Origin of the sequence: Corynebacterium sp. UBA4397, assembly GCF_002390965.1 — a bacterium.
Classification (GTDB): Bacteria; Actinomycetota; Actinomycetes; order Mycobacteriales; family Mycobacteriaceae; genus Corynebacterium; species Corynebacterium flavescens.
Map to the genome: position 1 here is coordinate 25736 of NZ_DGRD01000006.1, position 13676 is coordinate 39411.

Consider the following 13676-nt stretch of genomic DNA (forward strand, 5'->3'; position numbering starts at 1 on the left):
TATACATGCAGCAGCCCCCAAACGCGGAAACCAACGAATGGGGGCAGCGACACAAGCACAATGCAAGACGCTAGAACGCCTTAAGCAATTGCGTCAACAGCAGCCTTCAGGCGGTCCAAGTGGGTGCCGGTAACAGGGATGAAGCCGGCGTTCTCCAGGTCTGCATTCTGGTTATCCAGAACGGTGGTGAAGAAGGCCTTCACGAGCTTCGAGGTCTCCTCATCGTAGCCAGCAGAGCAGACGATGTTGTAGGTGGTCAGGATGAGCGGGTAAGCGCCGGCATCCTTGGACTCGAACAGAGCGGAGGAATCCACGACCATGTTGTGCTCAGAGCCGGTGTCCTTGAACTTGAGGTTCTCGAGCGCGGTGCCAACAGTCTCGCTGGAGAGCTCAACAGGGCCGGAGCCGAAGTCAATCTTGGCAATCTTGACGCCTTCAGCTTCCTTCTGGTGCGCGAAACCGGCCTCGACGTAGGTGATAGCGCCATCAATGTTGGCAACCTGGTCAGCCACACCGGAAGAACCGTTAGCGCCCTCGCCGACGGAGTCCGGGAACTGCTTGCCCTTGCCCTCCCAGTTGCCGGTAGCACCGGCAAGGAACTTCTGGAAGTTATCCGAGGTACCGGACTCATCCGAGCGGAAGATGACGGTGATGTTCTTATCCGGAAGGTTGGCGCCCTCATTCTCGGCGGCGATGGCGTCATCATTCCACTTCTTGATCTCGCCCTTGAAGATCTTGGCGAGGTTAGCGGTGGAGAGGTTGAGGTCAACCCCATCAAGCTTGTAGGCGATGGCTACCGGGCCGATGGTGGAAGGCAGGTGCCAGGCCTCGTTGCCTTCACAGCGCTGCTTAGCGGGCTCGATCTCATCGTCCTTGAGAGCGGAGTCAGAACCAGCGAAATCGGCGGTGCCGTTGGTGAAGGCTTTGACGCCAGCACCAGAACCGGAAGATGTGTAGGACAGCTCAGCACTGGGGTAAGCCTGCGCAAAAGCCTTCTGGAAGATGCTCATAGCGTTCTGCTGAGAAGATGCGCCCTCACCAACGAGGGTGCCCGAAACATCCTCGGAACCTTCAGCTGCAGAGTCGGAGCCTTCGGAGGACTCGGTGCAAGCAACGAGAGCAGTAGAGGTTGCGGCGACGATACCGAAGATAGCGGCGGTGCGCTTGAAGTTGCGAATCACGGTAAACCTTTCCGGTTCAATAAAGAGACAGATTAGTCGAGCGAACCGAATACTGGACGTGCATCTGCTCCAATACCGCTGTGGGGTCCTACAGCCGCTTGTTCATCGCCTTCCCTCAACCATTTTTCAGGAGGCAGCCAACAAGCACGGTTAACTCACAGGGAGAGAATCTAATAGCGGCCGGTTAACCGCACAGGGTGGATCAGGTAAACAAATAATGAACTTGCACTCGGTTCCGCCGTGAAACTAATCACCTCGCGCCCAAACACAGTGCTGTTCCGCAATTTCAAAGCCCAAACGCTCGTAGATCTTTACCGCCGGTGCATTATCAGCCTCCACGTAGAGGATCACCTTGTGCGCGCCCTTGTCTACCAGGTGGTGAAGGCCCAACGTCAGCAGCGGTCCCCCGAGCTTCTTACCACGATAGGAGTCCGCCAAGCCGATGACATAGACCTCTCCGAAGGCGGGGCTAGACTCTCTATGCCACTTGGTCCAATGAAATCCCGCCAACTGCGGCCCCTCGTCCCACAAGAACAACACGTCTTCCGGATCAAACCAGGGCGCTTCCATGGCTCGATGTAGGCGCTCTAAGTCCCAGCCGCCTTGCTCAGGGTGCCAGGAAAAGGCCTCGTTATTGGCCTTGAGCCACTGCTCCTCAACCACCTGCCTACCCCACTTCTTAGTGCTCTCGCGCAGGTTTGCGGCGGGAAGCGGGGCCTTATCCGCCTGTGCAGCCGCCACGAGTGCCTCCCCAGAGACCTCCATGACGAGCAGGCGGCGCACCACCTTGAGCCCGTGAGCCGCGGCGATTGCTTGCGCTGGCGCCAGGTTGCCATGTGCCCACACCTGCACGGCGGGGTTAGCGGCAACCAAGGCCGCATAGAGCGCACTTCCCAGACCTTTCCCGCGGTACTGCGGCGCGATAAACATCTCGGCGCTGTCGCCGTGAATGGCGCCGCAGCCCACCACCGTTGAACTATCCTCGACGATGAAGTGCTCATGGCCAAGGCGCGCATCCTTCAATCCCTTCAAGAACTCCTCTGAGAAGGGAGCGATGTTGTCTTCGTTCTCTGCCTCTTTAGCTAGTGCAGCCACCAGCTGGGCTCGTTGAGGATCGCCAGGAAGTTGTACGTGCTCGATGGAATGGCCGTTGCTAATCATGGGCCCCAGGATACGTCCTGTAAGAATAGAGGGGTGAGTGTCATTGAAATTGACCGCAGGATAGTCCCCCTGCTGGCCGCGGTCGCCTCAGTGGTCGCCGCCTGGGCCATAGATTCGGGGCTCGCGATGCATACCGAGCATAAGCTGGCCCAGGAGGTCAAGGCGGATTCTCGGCTGGAGAACTCCCCCAACGTCTTCGTCGGAGGCGTTCCCTTCAGCGCCGCCTTCTTCACCGGCGAGGTTCCCTTCATTGAGGTGCAGTCCTTGGACGTAGAGGTGCCCAAGCTCGGCATGGTCAACGCCGCCACCACACTGCGCGATATTAGCCTCACACCGACACAGCTTCTCCATGGTGACTTCCAGGGAGCGCCCGTTTCCACCTACTCGCGCAGCATCAGCCTCGACGGAGTCGCGCTCGGCCGGCTGCTAGGAATCACGGATCTTTCCATAGCCAACCCCGACAACATTTCCCCCACCGGCGGTACCTCCGCGGAGGCAGAGCTGACCGGAACCTTGCCAGGGGATTCGAGTAAATCCACGGTCAAGGTAACCCTGCGCCTAGTGGGCCCCGAGTTCCAGATGCGGGTCTACGACGAGGATAATGAAAGACTCAACAAGGCCTTTTCCCTCGAGTTCGACACCCGTCAGCTGCCGCTTCCCGCCCAGGCCACCTCCGTCAAGCTGCATGGCGGATCCATTTCTTTCGAGGTGCAAAAGCGCGACCTCACCTTAAGCACAGTGCAACTGTCACCGTTGGAGATCGAGGGCTCCGAGGAACAGGCCGTCGCCGATGCCGAACAGAAGGCCGAAGACACCGCTGAGAAAGTCGGCGTCGCCCCTCAGACACCGTCGCGGCCGACCGTTTTTGGTACGCGGCCTTAAAACAAAGGCGACTTCGCCAAGCGCGCCAAACTTGCCTTAGGTTTTGGCGCTTTATTTGATGCGGATGAGGTCCCGCAGGATCTCCCGCCCAGAGCGCTTATAGGGCTCGCTCGCCTTGCGCGGCGCATAAACCTCAATGGCATTGGGCACGGACGTCAAATGCACGCTGGTAAACACTCCCTCCGATTCCCCATCCGCCTGGAAACGATCCGGCTGGGGGCAGGTCAGTTCTATCTCCTTGGCATCATCGAAGTGGATGGTGCGGGCCTGCGTGATCTTGTTGAGCCAGCGGCGCTGGTCGACGCCCATGAGGTGGGCCATTCCCACCAACCCATGGATGCCGCCGAGATCACTGAGCCCGAAAAGGCCCAGCCCCCCGTCGAAAGAATTACCCGGATTGGTCACAACCGGCAGCGGTCCGAGGAAGGTCCAGGGGTTGGTATTCGAGGTGAAGATGAGCGGGGCCTCGTTGACCACTAGGACTTCCCCATCGCGGCCTATCGCCTTGACATTTATGCGCGGAGGCTTGATGCGCGCGCGGAGATAGGCCTGCACAGACACCGAAAGATAGCGCAGGGGCGTGGCGGCAAAGCCCTGCTCCCTGGCGCGGTCGACGTGCGCCAAGACATCCGCATCGAGCCCGAAGCCGGCGTTGACGACAAACCACCTCTCATTCCAGGTACCCAGCGCGATGGTGCGGCGGATATCGCGCTCCAACAACCGCGTAAGCACGTGCGTTGCCTCAATGGGCGTGTTGGGGAAACCAAGCGCGCGCACGAATACATTGGCAGAACCGGTCGGGATAATTCCTAGCGCGGGCAGCCGCTCGGCCTCGACACCCGGGGCGTCTGCGGCAGGGCCTAGCAGGCCATTGACTATCTCATTGACTGTTCCATCCCCGCCCACGGCGAGGATGACGTCGAAGTCAGCGCGGCTTAGCCCCCGCACCATCTGCTCCGCATGCCCGGCGAAGTGCGTGAACTTCACCAACAGCTCAAGACCTGGTACCGCGCGCAGGGGCGGCACGATTCGCCGAAAGAGCTCCTCGGTTTGACTGGTGGAGTTTGGGTTGGAAATCATAAGTACGCGCACAGGGACATAGCCTAGTGGTTATCTCGACCAAGACACGACTAGGCTGGGGCGCCATGAGCGAAAACAATCACGAAAACACTTCAGCACAAACCCCCGCCTCCTCTGAACCCGCCCCCGCCGCGCAGCAGCCGCAGGGCGAGGCCAAGATCGACGGAAACGAGGCCGTCAACCGCGCCGCCGAGGCGTGGAAAGACGCCGCCTCCCGCAACCTCCCGCCGCTTGATTTGGGAGAAGTTCCTGTCCCCGATGACACGGCCAACCTCCGGCAGGGCCCGTCGCTGCACGATGGCCTCCTCGGCCTGCTGCCGCTAGTAGGCGTATGGCAGGGCGAAGGCCAGGCGCACAATACCGACGGCGAGCAATATGCCTTTGGCCAGCAGCTGGTCATCGCGCACGACGGCGAGAACTACCTCACCTTTAGTTCCCGCACCTGGCGGATCGACGCCGAGGGCAAGGCCACCGGCCCCGACGTGCGTGAGACCGGCTTCTGGCGCATCTCCCCCAAGGACGAGATCGAGATGACCTATACCTCGTCGAACGGTGTCGTGGAGATATTCTACGGCGAGCCTTTCAACGAGCGCGCCTGGCAGCTCGAGTCCGCCTCCACCATGGTCACTGAGACCGGGCCGAAGAACCTCGGACCGGGCAAGCGCATGTACGGGCTTATGCCCAACAACAACCTGGGCTGGGTTGATGAGCGCCTCGTCGAAGGCGAGATGCGCCCCTATATGTCCGCCGAGCTCACCCGCGTCGCTGGCTAGGTTTCATAAGACTCAGAGCAGGCCCGTCACTCCGCGAGCGAGCACAACGGTGGCACCGGCCGCGGCGAGAAGCGTGGCAATGCGCTTGGCCATCGAGGTGGAGATTCGCGCATTGATCCGCTCTCCGAACCATGCTCCGACGAAAATCATCGCAACGGCGGCGGCCCACAGCCACACCGGCGTGCCGCCGAAGTTTAGACCGCCGATGAGGAACACCTTAAGCAGGAAAGACACAGTATTGGCCACGAGCAGAATCGGATGCAGGGTCGCTACGAAATCGCGGTAATCCCACCGGGAGAGCCGCGCATAGACCGTCAGGGCTGGCCCTGCGATGCCCGCGACGGTGGACATGAATCCGCCAATCACACCGAAGATGATCATGGGTATCCGTGCGTGCTCATCCAGGCGGAACTTTTCAGTCGGGAAAAGTGAGATCCCTAGTGCAAGCAGCACCGAGGCGCCGACGGCGATGAGCAGCCAGGGACCGTTGAGTACGTGAACGACCCAGACTGCGGGCAGTGAACCTAGCAGCAGGGCACCTGCAAGCACCCGAAAGCGATGCCAATCCGTCCGTTTGCGCACGGACCAGGCGTTGTTGACCGCGTTGATCGTAGACAAACCGTTGACCATGGTCACGCCAGAAAGCGGGCCGAGAACCGTGGTGAGCACTGGGCCCGTGACTAGGCCGACGCCAAGCCCGGTGATACGTTGCAGGATGGCGCCGACGAATACGGATAGAAGAAGCGAAAGAGCGATGGTGGTCACGGAGATTCAGGATAGGCCTTGCCATTATCCCGGCACACCCTGCCCCTCGATAACCCGGCTCCAGTCCATTCGCGGTGGTCTTCGCCGGCTCTGCCTTCTCGGAAGCCATCGATGAAAGGTAAGATGAGCGGGTCTGCCATCACAGCGCGTCGATAAGTGGATCGTTGCGCAGAGAATCAATGCCCTGGAAATGGATGGCGTGTAGCCCTTCCCTGCGAGCAGCCTCCACGTTGACCAGGTGGTCGTCGATGAAGACGACGCTGCTGGCTTTGCGCCCCAAAGATGCAAGGGCGTGGTGGAAAGCCTCCGGTTCCGGCTTGGCGACGTCAATCTCGTAGGAGAAGTTCACCGCGTCGAGCCTGTCCAACCATACGGAGTGCTTCTCTCGCAGGTCATGGGCGAGCCCCGGTGGAATGTTGGAGAGGATCCCCACGGTGTGCCCGTGGTCCTTGAGCTCCAGCATGAAATCAATAACCTCACGGTTGGGAAGATCGACCACCCCGCGATAGTCGACCTCGATCGCCTCAACAGGATCCAGAAAATCGAGGCCCGCGCGCTGCTTGATCTGGTTCCAATAGCTGATCTCGCTGACCCTGCCTGCATCCAGGGCCGGGCGCAGCTCGTTGTAGACCTCCATTAGCTTAGAGTTCTTGCAGGGCTGTCCCAGCTCGCGCTCGATGCGCTCGACGTGGGCCTTGCCCTGGCTCTTTATGAGAACTCCGAAGACATCGAAGAGGAAGGCATCAGGGTGATCTGTGACTGATTCAGTCATGCGTTTAGGTCCTATCGGTTCCGGCGGTGCTATTACTCATCTCCCTAGCCTATTGCCTTGAACACTGCGACCGGTAGCGTTCAGTAGCATTCAGTTGTGTTCAGTTGTGTTCTTCGACGCAGCGTTCCTTGCTGTGTCAAGGAACGTGCCCACATGTGCTTCTTAGTGCGCCGCCGCCTCCGTAATGAGGTGCCAAAGCTCGGCCTCATTTTTCGGCGCGGGCAGTACAATCTTATCCACCTGGGTAACGCGGGCTGCGGTGCGCACCGAGGAGACCAACCATACCGAGTCCGCGCCCTTGAGGTAGTCCACCGTCATTTCCTTGGACTTGGCGCGAAAACCCTGCGCTGCGGCGGCTTCAAACAGAGCCGCCTGGGTAGTTCCCGGCAGAATCCCCCGGGCAGCCGGGGTGCGCAGCTTATCCCCCTTGACCACCACCACAGTCGAGGTGGCGCCCTCTAATACGCGACCGGTATCGGGGTCGATGAAGATGACATCTTCAAAACCCCGCGAGCGAGCCAGGCGCAGCGTCGCCATTGTGGCCGCGTAGTTGAGGGTCTTAGCAGGCAACTCTTGGGCCACCTGCCACAGCCGCGGGGTGGTCATTACCTTTACCCCGTGAGCACGTTGTTCGAGCACGCTCTCCTCGATGGGGCCAACCACTACCCAAGCGGAGGGACGCCCTGTCGACGCCCGCCCCCGCGTATAAGTCCATGTACACTTGGCTTCCACGAGTTCTCCTGTGGTGCCAGTGCCCGTGTAATCCGCGATTGCCATCGCGGTGGCCTGCTCCCATTTATTTAGCATGGGATCGGGCAAGTCCATCGCGCGGGCCGAGGCCGCGAAGCGTTCCTTGTGCCGATCCAGGTTTGCGGCTTTTCCCCCGCGCACGAGCAGGGACTCAAAAATGCCGTCTCCCCGGGTCACTGCTGCATCATCAACAAAGATGAGTGGCAACGACGGGGAATGCTTGCGGATCGAGCCACCATAGGGTTCTACCACGTAGATGACCGGCTCTTTTCGCGGCGTGAATTCCATAAGTTCGATTATGCCCTACCATCGGTGGGCGTGAGTTACTCTTCGCCACTTCTTCGCCGCGCCGGTGCCGCCGAGCACCAAGGCGCAACCGCCGTCGACGCCGCCGGGGTTGCCTGGCATTACGGGGATCCGCTCGTCGAACAGCGCGCCGCCCACAACGGCACCGCCATCGTCGACCGCTCACAGCGCCGCGTCATCGCAGTCGCGGGCCCGGATGCCGGCGAGTTCCTCAACAACTTGCTCTCCCAGAAGCTCGATACAGTCCCGCAGGGATTCAGCGCCGGCGCCCTCGATTTCGATATCAAGGGCCACATCCTCCACCAGATGGATCTCACCCTGCACGAGGGTACTTTCTACCTCGATGTACCTGCCGGGCAGTTCGATTCCCTGCTGGACTACCTCACCAAGATGATCTTTTGGTCAAAGGTGACCGTGGAGGAGGCCGACCTCGCGCTCATTACCCTTCTAGGACCGCAGAAGAATGACGAGCTCCCCATACCTGCCACGGCGGTGTTCTCGCGCGAGGTGGACTGGCTGGGTATCCCGCGCAGCGATATCGCCGTACCGCGAGCGAACCTCGTGGAGGCGGTGAGCGAGCTCGAGGCGGCTGGGGGCCGCCTCGTCGGGCTGATGGCTTATACCGCCGAGCGCGTGCGTGCACGCGAGCCGGAGCTAGCCGCAGATCTTGATAACAAGGCCATTGCCCACGAGGTCCCCCAGTGGATAGCCCGCGGACAATCCCCCGCCTTCGTTCACTTGGAAAAGGGCTGCTACCGCGGCCAAGAAACGGTGGCCCGGGTAGAAAACTTGGGCCGCTCCCCACGGGTACTTGTCCTGTTAAACCTGGATGGCTCGGCGCCTAGCCTTCCCGCAATCGGCGATCCGGTAGAGCTTGGCACCCGCCAAGTGGGGCGCGTTGGCACCATCGTCCAAGACTTCGAGTGGGGCCCTATCGCGCTCGCGTTGGTTAAACGCTCTGCTCTCAGCAATCCGCAGCTGCACATCGGCGATGTCGCCGCATCGCTCGATCCGGATTCCGTACCGAGCGATGAAGGTCCGAAAGCCGGGCGCGCCGCCGTAGATCGGCTGCGTGGGCGGTAGTTTTGCCCAGTTCGAGGGGGTAGTGCGGAATTTTTTCGTCACACAGGCTATTGTGTCTTACAGGAAGATACACATCAGATAAGCCGATGGGGCGTCCAAGAATCCCTGGATGCCCTACTCACATAGAGGGGGTCATGCACATGGGACGCGGACGCGCAAAGGCAAAGCAGACCAAAGTTGCACGCCAGCTAAAGTACAATTCGCCCGATATGGATTTGGATTCGCTTCAGAAAGAGCTTGCCTCCAAGCAGCAGAGCGACTCCCACCACGAGGAGGAAGACCCGTACGCCGAATATGTCGACGAATGGGCTGATGACAATGAGGAGAAGCGCTAACCTGTTTCTTCACATGAGGGCCACAGAGGCCGCCTCAAGGCGGGTTTCTGAGGCCCTTTAGTCATGACTAAAGGGCCACAGAGGCCGCCTCAAGGCGGGTTTCTGAGGCCCTTTAGTCATGACTACCTAAGGCTCCACGCCGGCACGGCACCAGCTGTAGCTCCCCTAGTCTGAGCCAGTAAGAAAGATAGGACCCACATTGCGCTTGAAGTGCGCGAGGTGGGCCTCAAGTGCAATAGGCGGGTTTAACGCGAACTTCCCTGCCTAGAAGTTGGCGTGCTCGCCCTGCATGATGACGCGGGGCTCTTCACCCTCTGCCTCGCGCACGGTGCCCAGTTCCCAGGCATCCAGGTGGCGGGCGGTCAGCATTGCCAGTGCGCGGTCGCGGTCCTCCGGCGAGACAATGGCGATCATGCCGACGCCCATGTTGAAGGTCTTCTCCATCTCGGAGAGCTTGACCTTGCCCACCGAGGAGATGGTCTTGAAAATCTGCCCCGGCTTCCAGGAGGAACGGTTGACCTGCGCCACTAGGCCCTCCGGGATGACGCGCTCTAGGTTGCCCGCCAGCCCGCCGCCGGTGACGTGGCAGAAGGTGGAGACGCCGCATTCTGCGGTCAGTGCCAGGCAGTCCTTGGCGTAGATGCGCGTGGGCTCAAGCATTTCCTCACCCAGGGTGCGACCCAGCTCCTCGACGTAGCCATCAAGCGGCAGACCGGCCTGCTCGAGGAGAATGTAACGCGCCAGGGAGTAGCCGTTGGAGTGCAGTCCGGAAGAACCCATGGCGATGAGCACGTCACCGCTGCGCACCTTGTCTGGGCCCAGCAGATCGGCTGCCTCGACCACGCCGACGGCGGTGGCGGAGACATCGTACTCATCGGCGCCCATCACCCCGGGGTGCTCGGCGGTTTCCCCGCCCAACAGGGCACAGCCTGCTTGCACGCAGCCTTCCGCGATGCCCTTGACTACCTCGGCGATCTTCTCCGGAACTACCTTGCCCACGGCGATGTAGTCCTGCAAGAAGAGCGGCTCGGCTCCGCAGACCACGAGATCGTCGACGCACATGGCAACGAGGTCGATGCCAATGGTGTCATGCTTGTCCATGGCCTGGGCCACGGCCAGCTTGGTGCCCACTCCATCGGAGCCGGCGGCCAGGATGGGCTCTTTGTACTCGCCCAGCTTGAAAAGTCCGGCAAAGCCGCCGAGGCCGCCCATGACCTCGGGACGGGTGGCGCGCTTGGCGTGGGGGGCGAAGAGGCTTACCGCGCGGTCGCCCTCTTCGATGCTGACGCCGGCTGCTGCGTAGGTGTTCTCGCTCATGGAAAGTCCTTAGTTAGATTCGGTAGTAGCCTCAAGCCCGAGCAGCGTGCGCACGGCCTCGGCATTGGAATTATCGGCGGGAAGCCCCAGGGGGTACTTGCCATCAAAGCACGCCGCGCACAATTCTTTGCGCGGTTGCTCGGTGGCGGCGACCATCTCATCGGTGGAAATAAAGCCCAAGGAGTCTGCGCCAATGGCATCACAGATGGTCTTGCGCACCACCTCGGGGTCATCGGAGGGGTTGGCGTTGGCGATGAGCTCGCCGGGGGAAGCAAAGTCGATGCCGTAGAAGCAGGGCCACTTCACAGGCGGCGAGGCAATGCGCACGTGCACTTCCGCCGCGCCTGCCTCCCGCAACATGCGGATAAGCGCGCGCTGGGTGTTGCCGCGGACGATGGAATCATCCACGACCACAAGCTTCTTACCGGCGATTACTTCCCGCAGCGGGTTGAGTTTCAGGCGAATGCCCAGCTGGCGCAGCGTCTGCGTGGGCTGGATAAAGGTGCGTCCCACATAGGCGTTCTTTACTAACCCATGGGCAAAAGTAATGCCAGACTCCCGGGCATATCCTACCGCCGCCGGGTTGCCCGATTCCGGCACAGGGATGACCAGGTCTGCCTCGGGGGCTGGGTGCTGCCGCGCTAGGCGACGCCCAATGTCCACCCGCACAGCATTCACCGAACGGCCCTTGATATCGGTATCCGGGCGGGCAAGGTAGACATACTCGAAGACGCAGCCATGACGCGTGGGCTGTGCAAAGCGCTCCGAGCGGATGCCTGCCTCATCGATGGCGATGAGCTCGCCGGGTTCGACCTCGCGGATGAACTGAGCGCCAACGATATCGAGTGCACAGGTCTCCGAGGCCACGACCCAGCCTTGGGGCAGCCTGCCAAGAACCAGCGGGCGTACGCCGTGGGGATCTCGAGCAGCATAGAGAGTATGCCCATCCGTAAATGTCAGGCAAAAGGCTCCCTTGACTCGGGGGAAAAGCTCGCGAGCAGCCTCAAAGACATCGACATCCTCCCCGACTCCTCCCGCCAGCAAAACGGAGAGACACATCGAGTCGGAGACTGACTTTTCATGCGCTTTGACGAAGCCGCGCTCCACCGCCTCCTCGCGCAGCTCTTGGTGATTCACCAAGTTACCGTTGTGTCCCAAGGCGATATCAACGCCGTTGGGCGAGGTGCCGAACATGGGCTGCACGTTTGACCATTCTTTGCCACCCGCAGTGGAATAGCGCGTGTGCCCAACCGCGACATTGCCCTGCAGGGAGGCCAGAATGGATTCGTCGAAGATATTGGCCACGAGGCCCATGTCCTTGAATACGACGATATGCTCGTCATCGCCGACGGCGATTCCGGCGGCTTCTTGCCCGCGGTGCTGCAGGGCGAAAAGACCAAAGTAGGTTAGTTTGGAGACTTCCTCCCCCGGAGCCCAGACGCCGAAGACGCCACACTCCTCACGGGGTTCGGTCTCGTTATGATCATCAAGATTGGCAATACTTGGTGTTTGTACGGCTACCACGGCGCTAATACTAGCGGTTGTGCCCCGTGGAAACTAACGGAATGACCGGCAGCCATGCCGCGACCTCATCCGCGCGCGAACCTGAAGCGTCTACCCGGCCGCTGGAGACGGCCTCGTGCCAACTGAGGTATCCGGTAGCCAGCTGCAGCCACGTCTGCGGATCCGTCTCCACCACATTCGGCGGAGTACCGCGCGTGTGGCGCGGGCCCTCGATACACTGCACCGCAACAAATGGGGGTACGCGCACCTCGACCGAGTGGCCCGGAGCGTCGGCTTCGAGGGAGCGGGCGGTGCGACGGACGGCATCGCCAAGCGCGGCTCTAGCTGGCTTTTCTACCGAATCTGGGGCGGCTATCCACTCCCCTATCGCGAGGACTGCGGCCCGCGTAAGAGCGGAATCAACGGGCTTCTTCATGCCCCACATCCTAGCTGCTGATACCTTTTTAGCCATGTCACCTACAACGTTGCCCGCCGATAAGGCGAAATCGCCCTCCATCGTCTTGCGCTTCATGGCGCTGCCGACCGACCAGATCATCGCAGGTGCCCAGGGCATCGGCGGCGGCCGAGTCCTCGAGTGGATCGACCAGGCTGCCTATGCCTGCGCCGTCCAGTGGTCAGGAAAATACTGCGTGACGGCCTATGTGGGCCATATCCACTTCACCCGTCCCATCCCCTCCGGCCACATCGTCGAGGTGCGCTCCCGCATCGCCATGACCGGGCGCTCTTCCATGCACATCGTCAACGAGGTGCGCTCCGCCGACCCGCGCGACGGCATCTTCACCCGCGCCTGCGACTGCCTCGTCATCTTCGTGGCCATGGACCCGGATACCGGGCGCTCCACCGAGGTGCCTCCCTTTAGCCCCGAGACCGATGACCAGCGTCGCGTCTGGGAGGCTGCGGAGTCCCGCGTGCAGCTGCGCAAGGCCATTGAAAAAGAGATGGAAAAGCAAACCTACGACGGCCCTTCCGATGCCCCGCGGATGATCAACCGCTTCCTGGCCAAGCCCACGGACGTTAACTGGGGCGGCAACGTGCACGGCGGAACCGCCATGGAGTGGATCGATGAGGCCGGCACCGCCTGCACGATGGAGTGGTCGGGCGAGCGTACCGTCGCCGTCTACGCCGGCGGCATTCGCTTCTACGAGCCGATTTCCATCGGCGACCTCATCGAGGTCGATGCCCGCATGATGCGTACCGACGCCCGCTCTATGCAGATGTCCATCCACGTCCGCGCAGGTGATCCCCGCGGCGGACGCGAGTCCCTGCGCACCGCTATTCACGCCACCGTGGCTTATATGGCCATGGACAACGACTGGCAGCCCTTGGCGGCCCGGCAGTTCACCCCCCGCACCGAGGAGGACAAGAGCCTGTGGGAGCACGCCGGTATCCTGCGCAGCCTGCGCGGCAAGTACTCGCCTAAGCCCCTCGTTGTGGCGCCGCAGCACCAGCACTTGGACTAGAGCTCCCGCGGGGTCTTCCGTGCGCCCCGAGGGGAGTGTTCACTGCACATAGTTGACCTTTAGCGGCTCTTCTGGTGTCGCTGTATCAGTATTGCTTGTCTCTGCATGAGCCCGATCTTTCAGGATAGGTCAGATGGCCTTGCTACCGCACTGCCAAGTTCTGGCTAGGCGGCCCGGCTGTGGATAACTGCGTCCGGCGCTGGTGGGTTATCCACAGTTCTCCGCCTTGGTGCGGGTTGGGGATTGTCGCACCGGTGGGCGGTGTCTTAGCGTGACGGTCATGGGCT

General features: G+C 61.2%; 14 protein-coding genes. 5 read left to right on the forward strand and 9 right to left on the reverse strand.

What is annotated here, in order from left to right; genetic code table 11:
• Positions 1-80: 80 nt before the first annotated feature.
• The gene (gene pstS / locus B2696_RS01785; RefSeq protein WP_276622346.1) at positions 81-1181 is read right to left on the reverse strand and encodes a phosphate ABC transporter substrate-binding protein PstS; all 1101 of its coding nucleotides are present in this window, start codon (positions 1179-1181) and stop codon (positions 81-83) included.
• Positions 1182-1427: 246 nt separating this feature from the next.
• Positions 1428-2342 (reverse strand): mycothiol synthase, encoded by a 915-nt coding sequence (gene mshD / locus B2696_RS01790; protein WP_075730500.1) that lies wholly within the window; start codon positions 2340-2342, stop codon positions 1428-1430.
• A gap of 33 nt (positions 2343-2375) precedes the next feature.
• Between mshD and B2696_RS01795 the strand changes: the two genes are divergently transcribed.
• Complete coding sequence (locus B2696_RS01795) at positions 2376-3224, forward strand: DUF2993 domain-containing protein (RefSeq protein ID WP_286953668.1); 849 nt, start codon at positions 2376-2378, stop codon at positions 3222-3224.
• 51 nt (positions 3225-3275) lie between these two features.
• Here B2696_RS01795 and B2696_RS01800 read toward each other — a convergent pair whose 3' ends face one another.
• Positions 3276-4316: a diacylglycerol/lipid kinase family protein gene (locus B2696_RS01800; protein ID WP_286953670.1), complete on the reverse strand. Its 1041-nt coding sequence runs from the start codon at positions 4314-4316 to the stop codon at positions 3276-3278.
• 53 nt (positions 4317-4369) lie between these two features.
• On the opposite strand from B2696_RS01800, the gene B2696_RS01805 reads away from it, so the two are divergent.
• The gene (locus B2696_RS01805; protein WP_286953671.1) at positions 4370-5077 is read left to right on the forward strand and encodes an FABP family protein; all 708 of its coding nucleotides are present in this window, start codon (positions 4370-4372) and stop codon (positions 5075-5077) included.
• Between the two features lie 12 nt (positions 5078-5089).
• Here B2696_RS01805 and B2696_RS01810 read toward each other — a convergent pair whose 3' ends face one another.
• From B2696_RS01810 to B2696_RS01820, 3 genes are all read right to left on the reverse strand, one after another.
• Positions 5090-5848, reverse strand: coding sequence for a sulfite exporter TauE/SafE family protein (locus B2696_RS01810; RefSeq protein ID WP_286953676.1), 759 nt, complete (start codon positions 5846-5848; stop codon positions 5090-5092).
• A 133-nt stretch (positions 5849-5981) separates the two neighbouring features.
• Positions 5982-6614, reverse strand: a complete 633-nt coding sequence (locus B2696_RS01815; RefSeq protein WP_286953673.1) for an HAD family hydrolase — start codon at positions 6612-6614, stop codon at positions 5982-5984.
• Between the two features lie 162 nt (positions 6615-6776).
• Positions 6777-7652 (reverse strand): aminodeoxychorismate lyase, encoded by an 876-nt coding sequence (locus tag B2696_RS01820; protein WP_286953674.1) that lies wholly within the window; start codon positions 7650-7652, stop codon positions 6777-6779.
• A gap of 30 nt (positions 7653-7682) precedes the next feature.
• Here B2696_RS01820 and B2696_RS01825 point away from each other — a divergent pair, with 30 nt between their 5' ends.
• Together B2696_RS01825 and B2696_RS01830 are read left to right on the forward strand one after the other, a co-directional pair.
• Positions 7683-8753: a YgfZ/GcvT domain-containing protein gene (locus tag B2696_RS01825; RefSeq protein WP_286953675.1), complete on the forward strand. Its 1071-nt coding sequence runs from the start codon at positions 7683-7685 to the stop codon at positions 8751-8753.
• 140 nt (positions 8754-8893) lie between these two features.
• A complete protein-coding gene (locus B2696_RS01830) occupies positions 8894-9088 on the forward strand; it encodes a DUF3073 domain-containing protein (protein WP_075731304.1) in 195 nt (64 codons plus the stop codon).
• A 264-nt stretch (positions 9089-9352) separates the two neighbouring features.
• Here the strand turns inward: B2696_RS01830 and purM are convergent, their stop codons facing one another.
• From purM to B2696_RS01845, 3 genes are read right to left on the reverse strand one after another with little or no spacing between them, the layout of a single operon-like run.
• The gene (gene purM, locus B2696_RS01835; protein WP_075730507.1) at positions 9353-10405 is read right to left on the reverse strand and encodes a phosphoribosylformylglycinamidine cyclo-ligase; all 1053 of its coding nucleotides are present in this window, start codon (positions 10403-10405) and stop codon (positions 9353-9355) included.
• Between the two features lie 9 nt (positions 10406-10414).
• On the reverse strand, positions 10415-11929 hold the full coding sequence (gene purF / locus B2696_RS01840; protein WP_075730508.1) for an amidophosphoribosyltransferase: 1515 nt from the start codon (positions 11927-11929) through the stop codon (positions 10415-10417).
• A 10-nt stretch (positions 11930-11939) separates the two neighbouring features.
• A complete protein-coding gene (locus B2696_RS01845; protein WP_075730509.1) occupies positions 11940-12344 on the reverse strand; it encodes a sterol carrier family protein in 405 nt (134 codons plus the stop codon).
• 34 nt (positions 12345-12378) lie between these two features.
• Between B2696_RS01845 and B2696_RS01850 the strand changes: the two genes are divergently transcribed.
• A complete protein-coding gene (locus tag B2696_RS01850; protein WP_075731306.1) occupies positions 12379-13389 on the forward strand; it encodes an acyl-CoA thioesterase in 1011 nt (336 codons plus the stop codon).
• Positions 13390-13676: the final 287 nt, after the last annotated feature.

What these genes read in the sequence shown, in the direction of transcription:
- B2696_RS01820 (WP_286953674.1), bottom strand. Translation starts at nt 7,652, where the DNA reads ATGGAATTCACGCCGCGAAAAGAGCCGGTCATCTACGTGGTAGAACCC.
- B2696_RS01815 (WP_286953673.1), bottom strand. Translation starts at nt 6,614, where the DNA reads ATGACTGAATCAGTCACAGATCACCCTGATGCCTTCCTCTTCGATGTC.
- mshD (WP_075730500.1), bottom strand. Translation starts at nt 2,342, where the DNA reads ATGATTAGCAACGGCCATTCCATCGAGCACGTACAACTTCCTGGCGAT.
- B2696_RS01845 (WP_075730509.1), bottom strand. Translation starts at nt 12,344, where the DNA reads ATGAAGAAGCCCGTTGATTCCGCTCTTACGCGGGCCGCAGTCCTCGCG.
- B2696_RS01850 (WP_075731306.1), top strand. Translation starts at nt 12,379, where the DNA reads ATGTCACCTACAACGTTGCCCGCCGATAAGGCGAAATCGCCCTCCATC.
- B2696_RS01805 (WP_286953671.1), top strand. Translation starts at nt 4,370, where the DNA reads ATGAGCGAAAACAATCACGAAAACACTTCAGCACAAACCCCCGCCTCC.
- purM (WP_075730507.1), bottom strand. Translation starts at nt 10,405, where the DNA reads ATGAGCGAGAACACCTACGCAGCAGCCGGCGTCAGCATCGAAGAGGGC.
- B2696_RS01830 (WP_075731304.1), top strand. Translation starts at nt 8,894, where the DNA reads ATGGGACGCGGACGCGCAAAGGCAAAGCAGACCAAAGTTGCACGCCAG.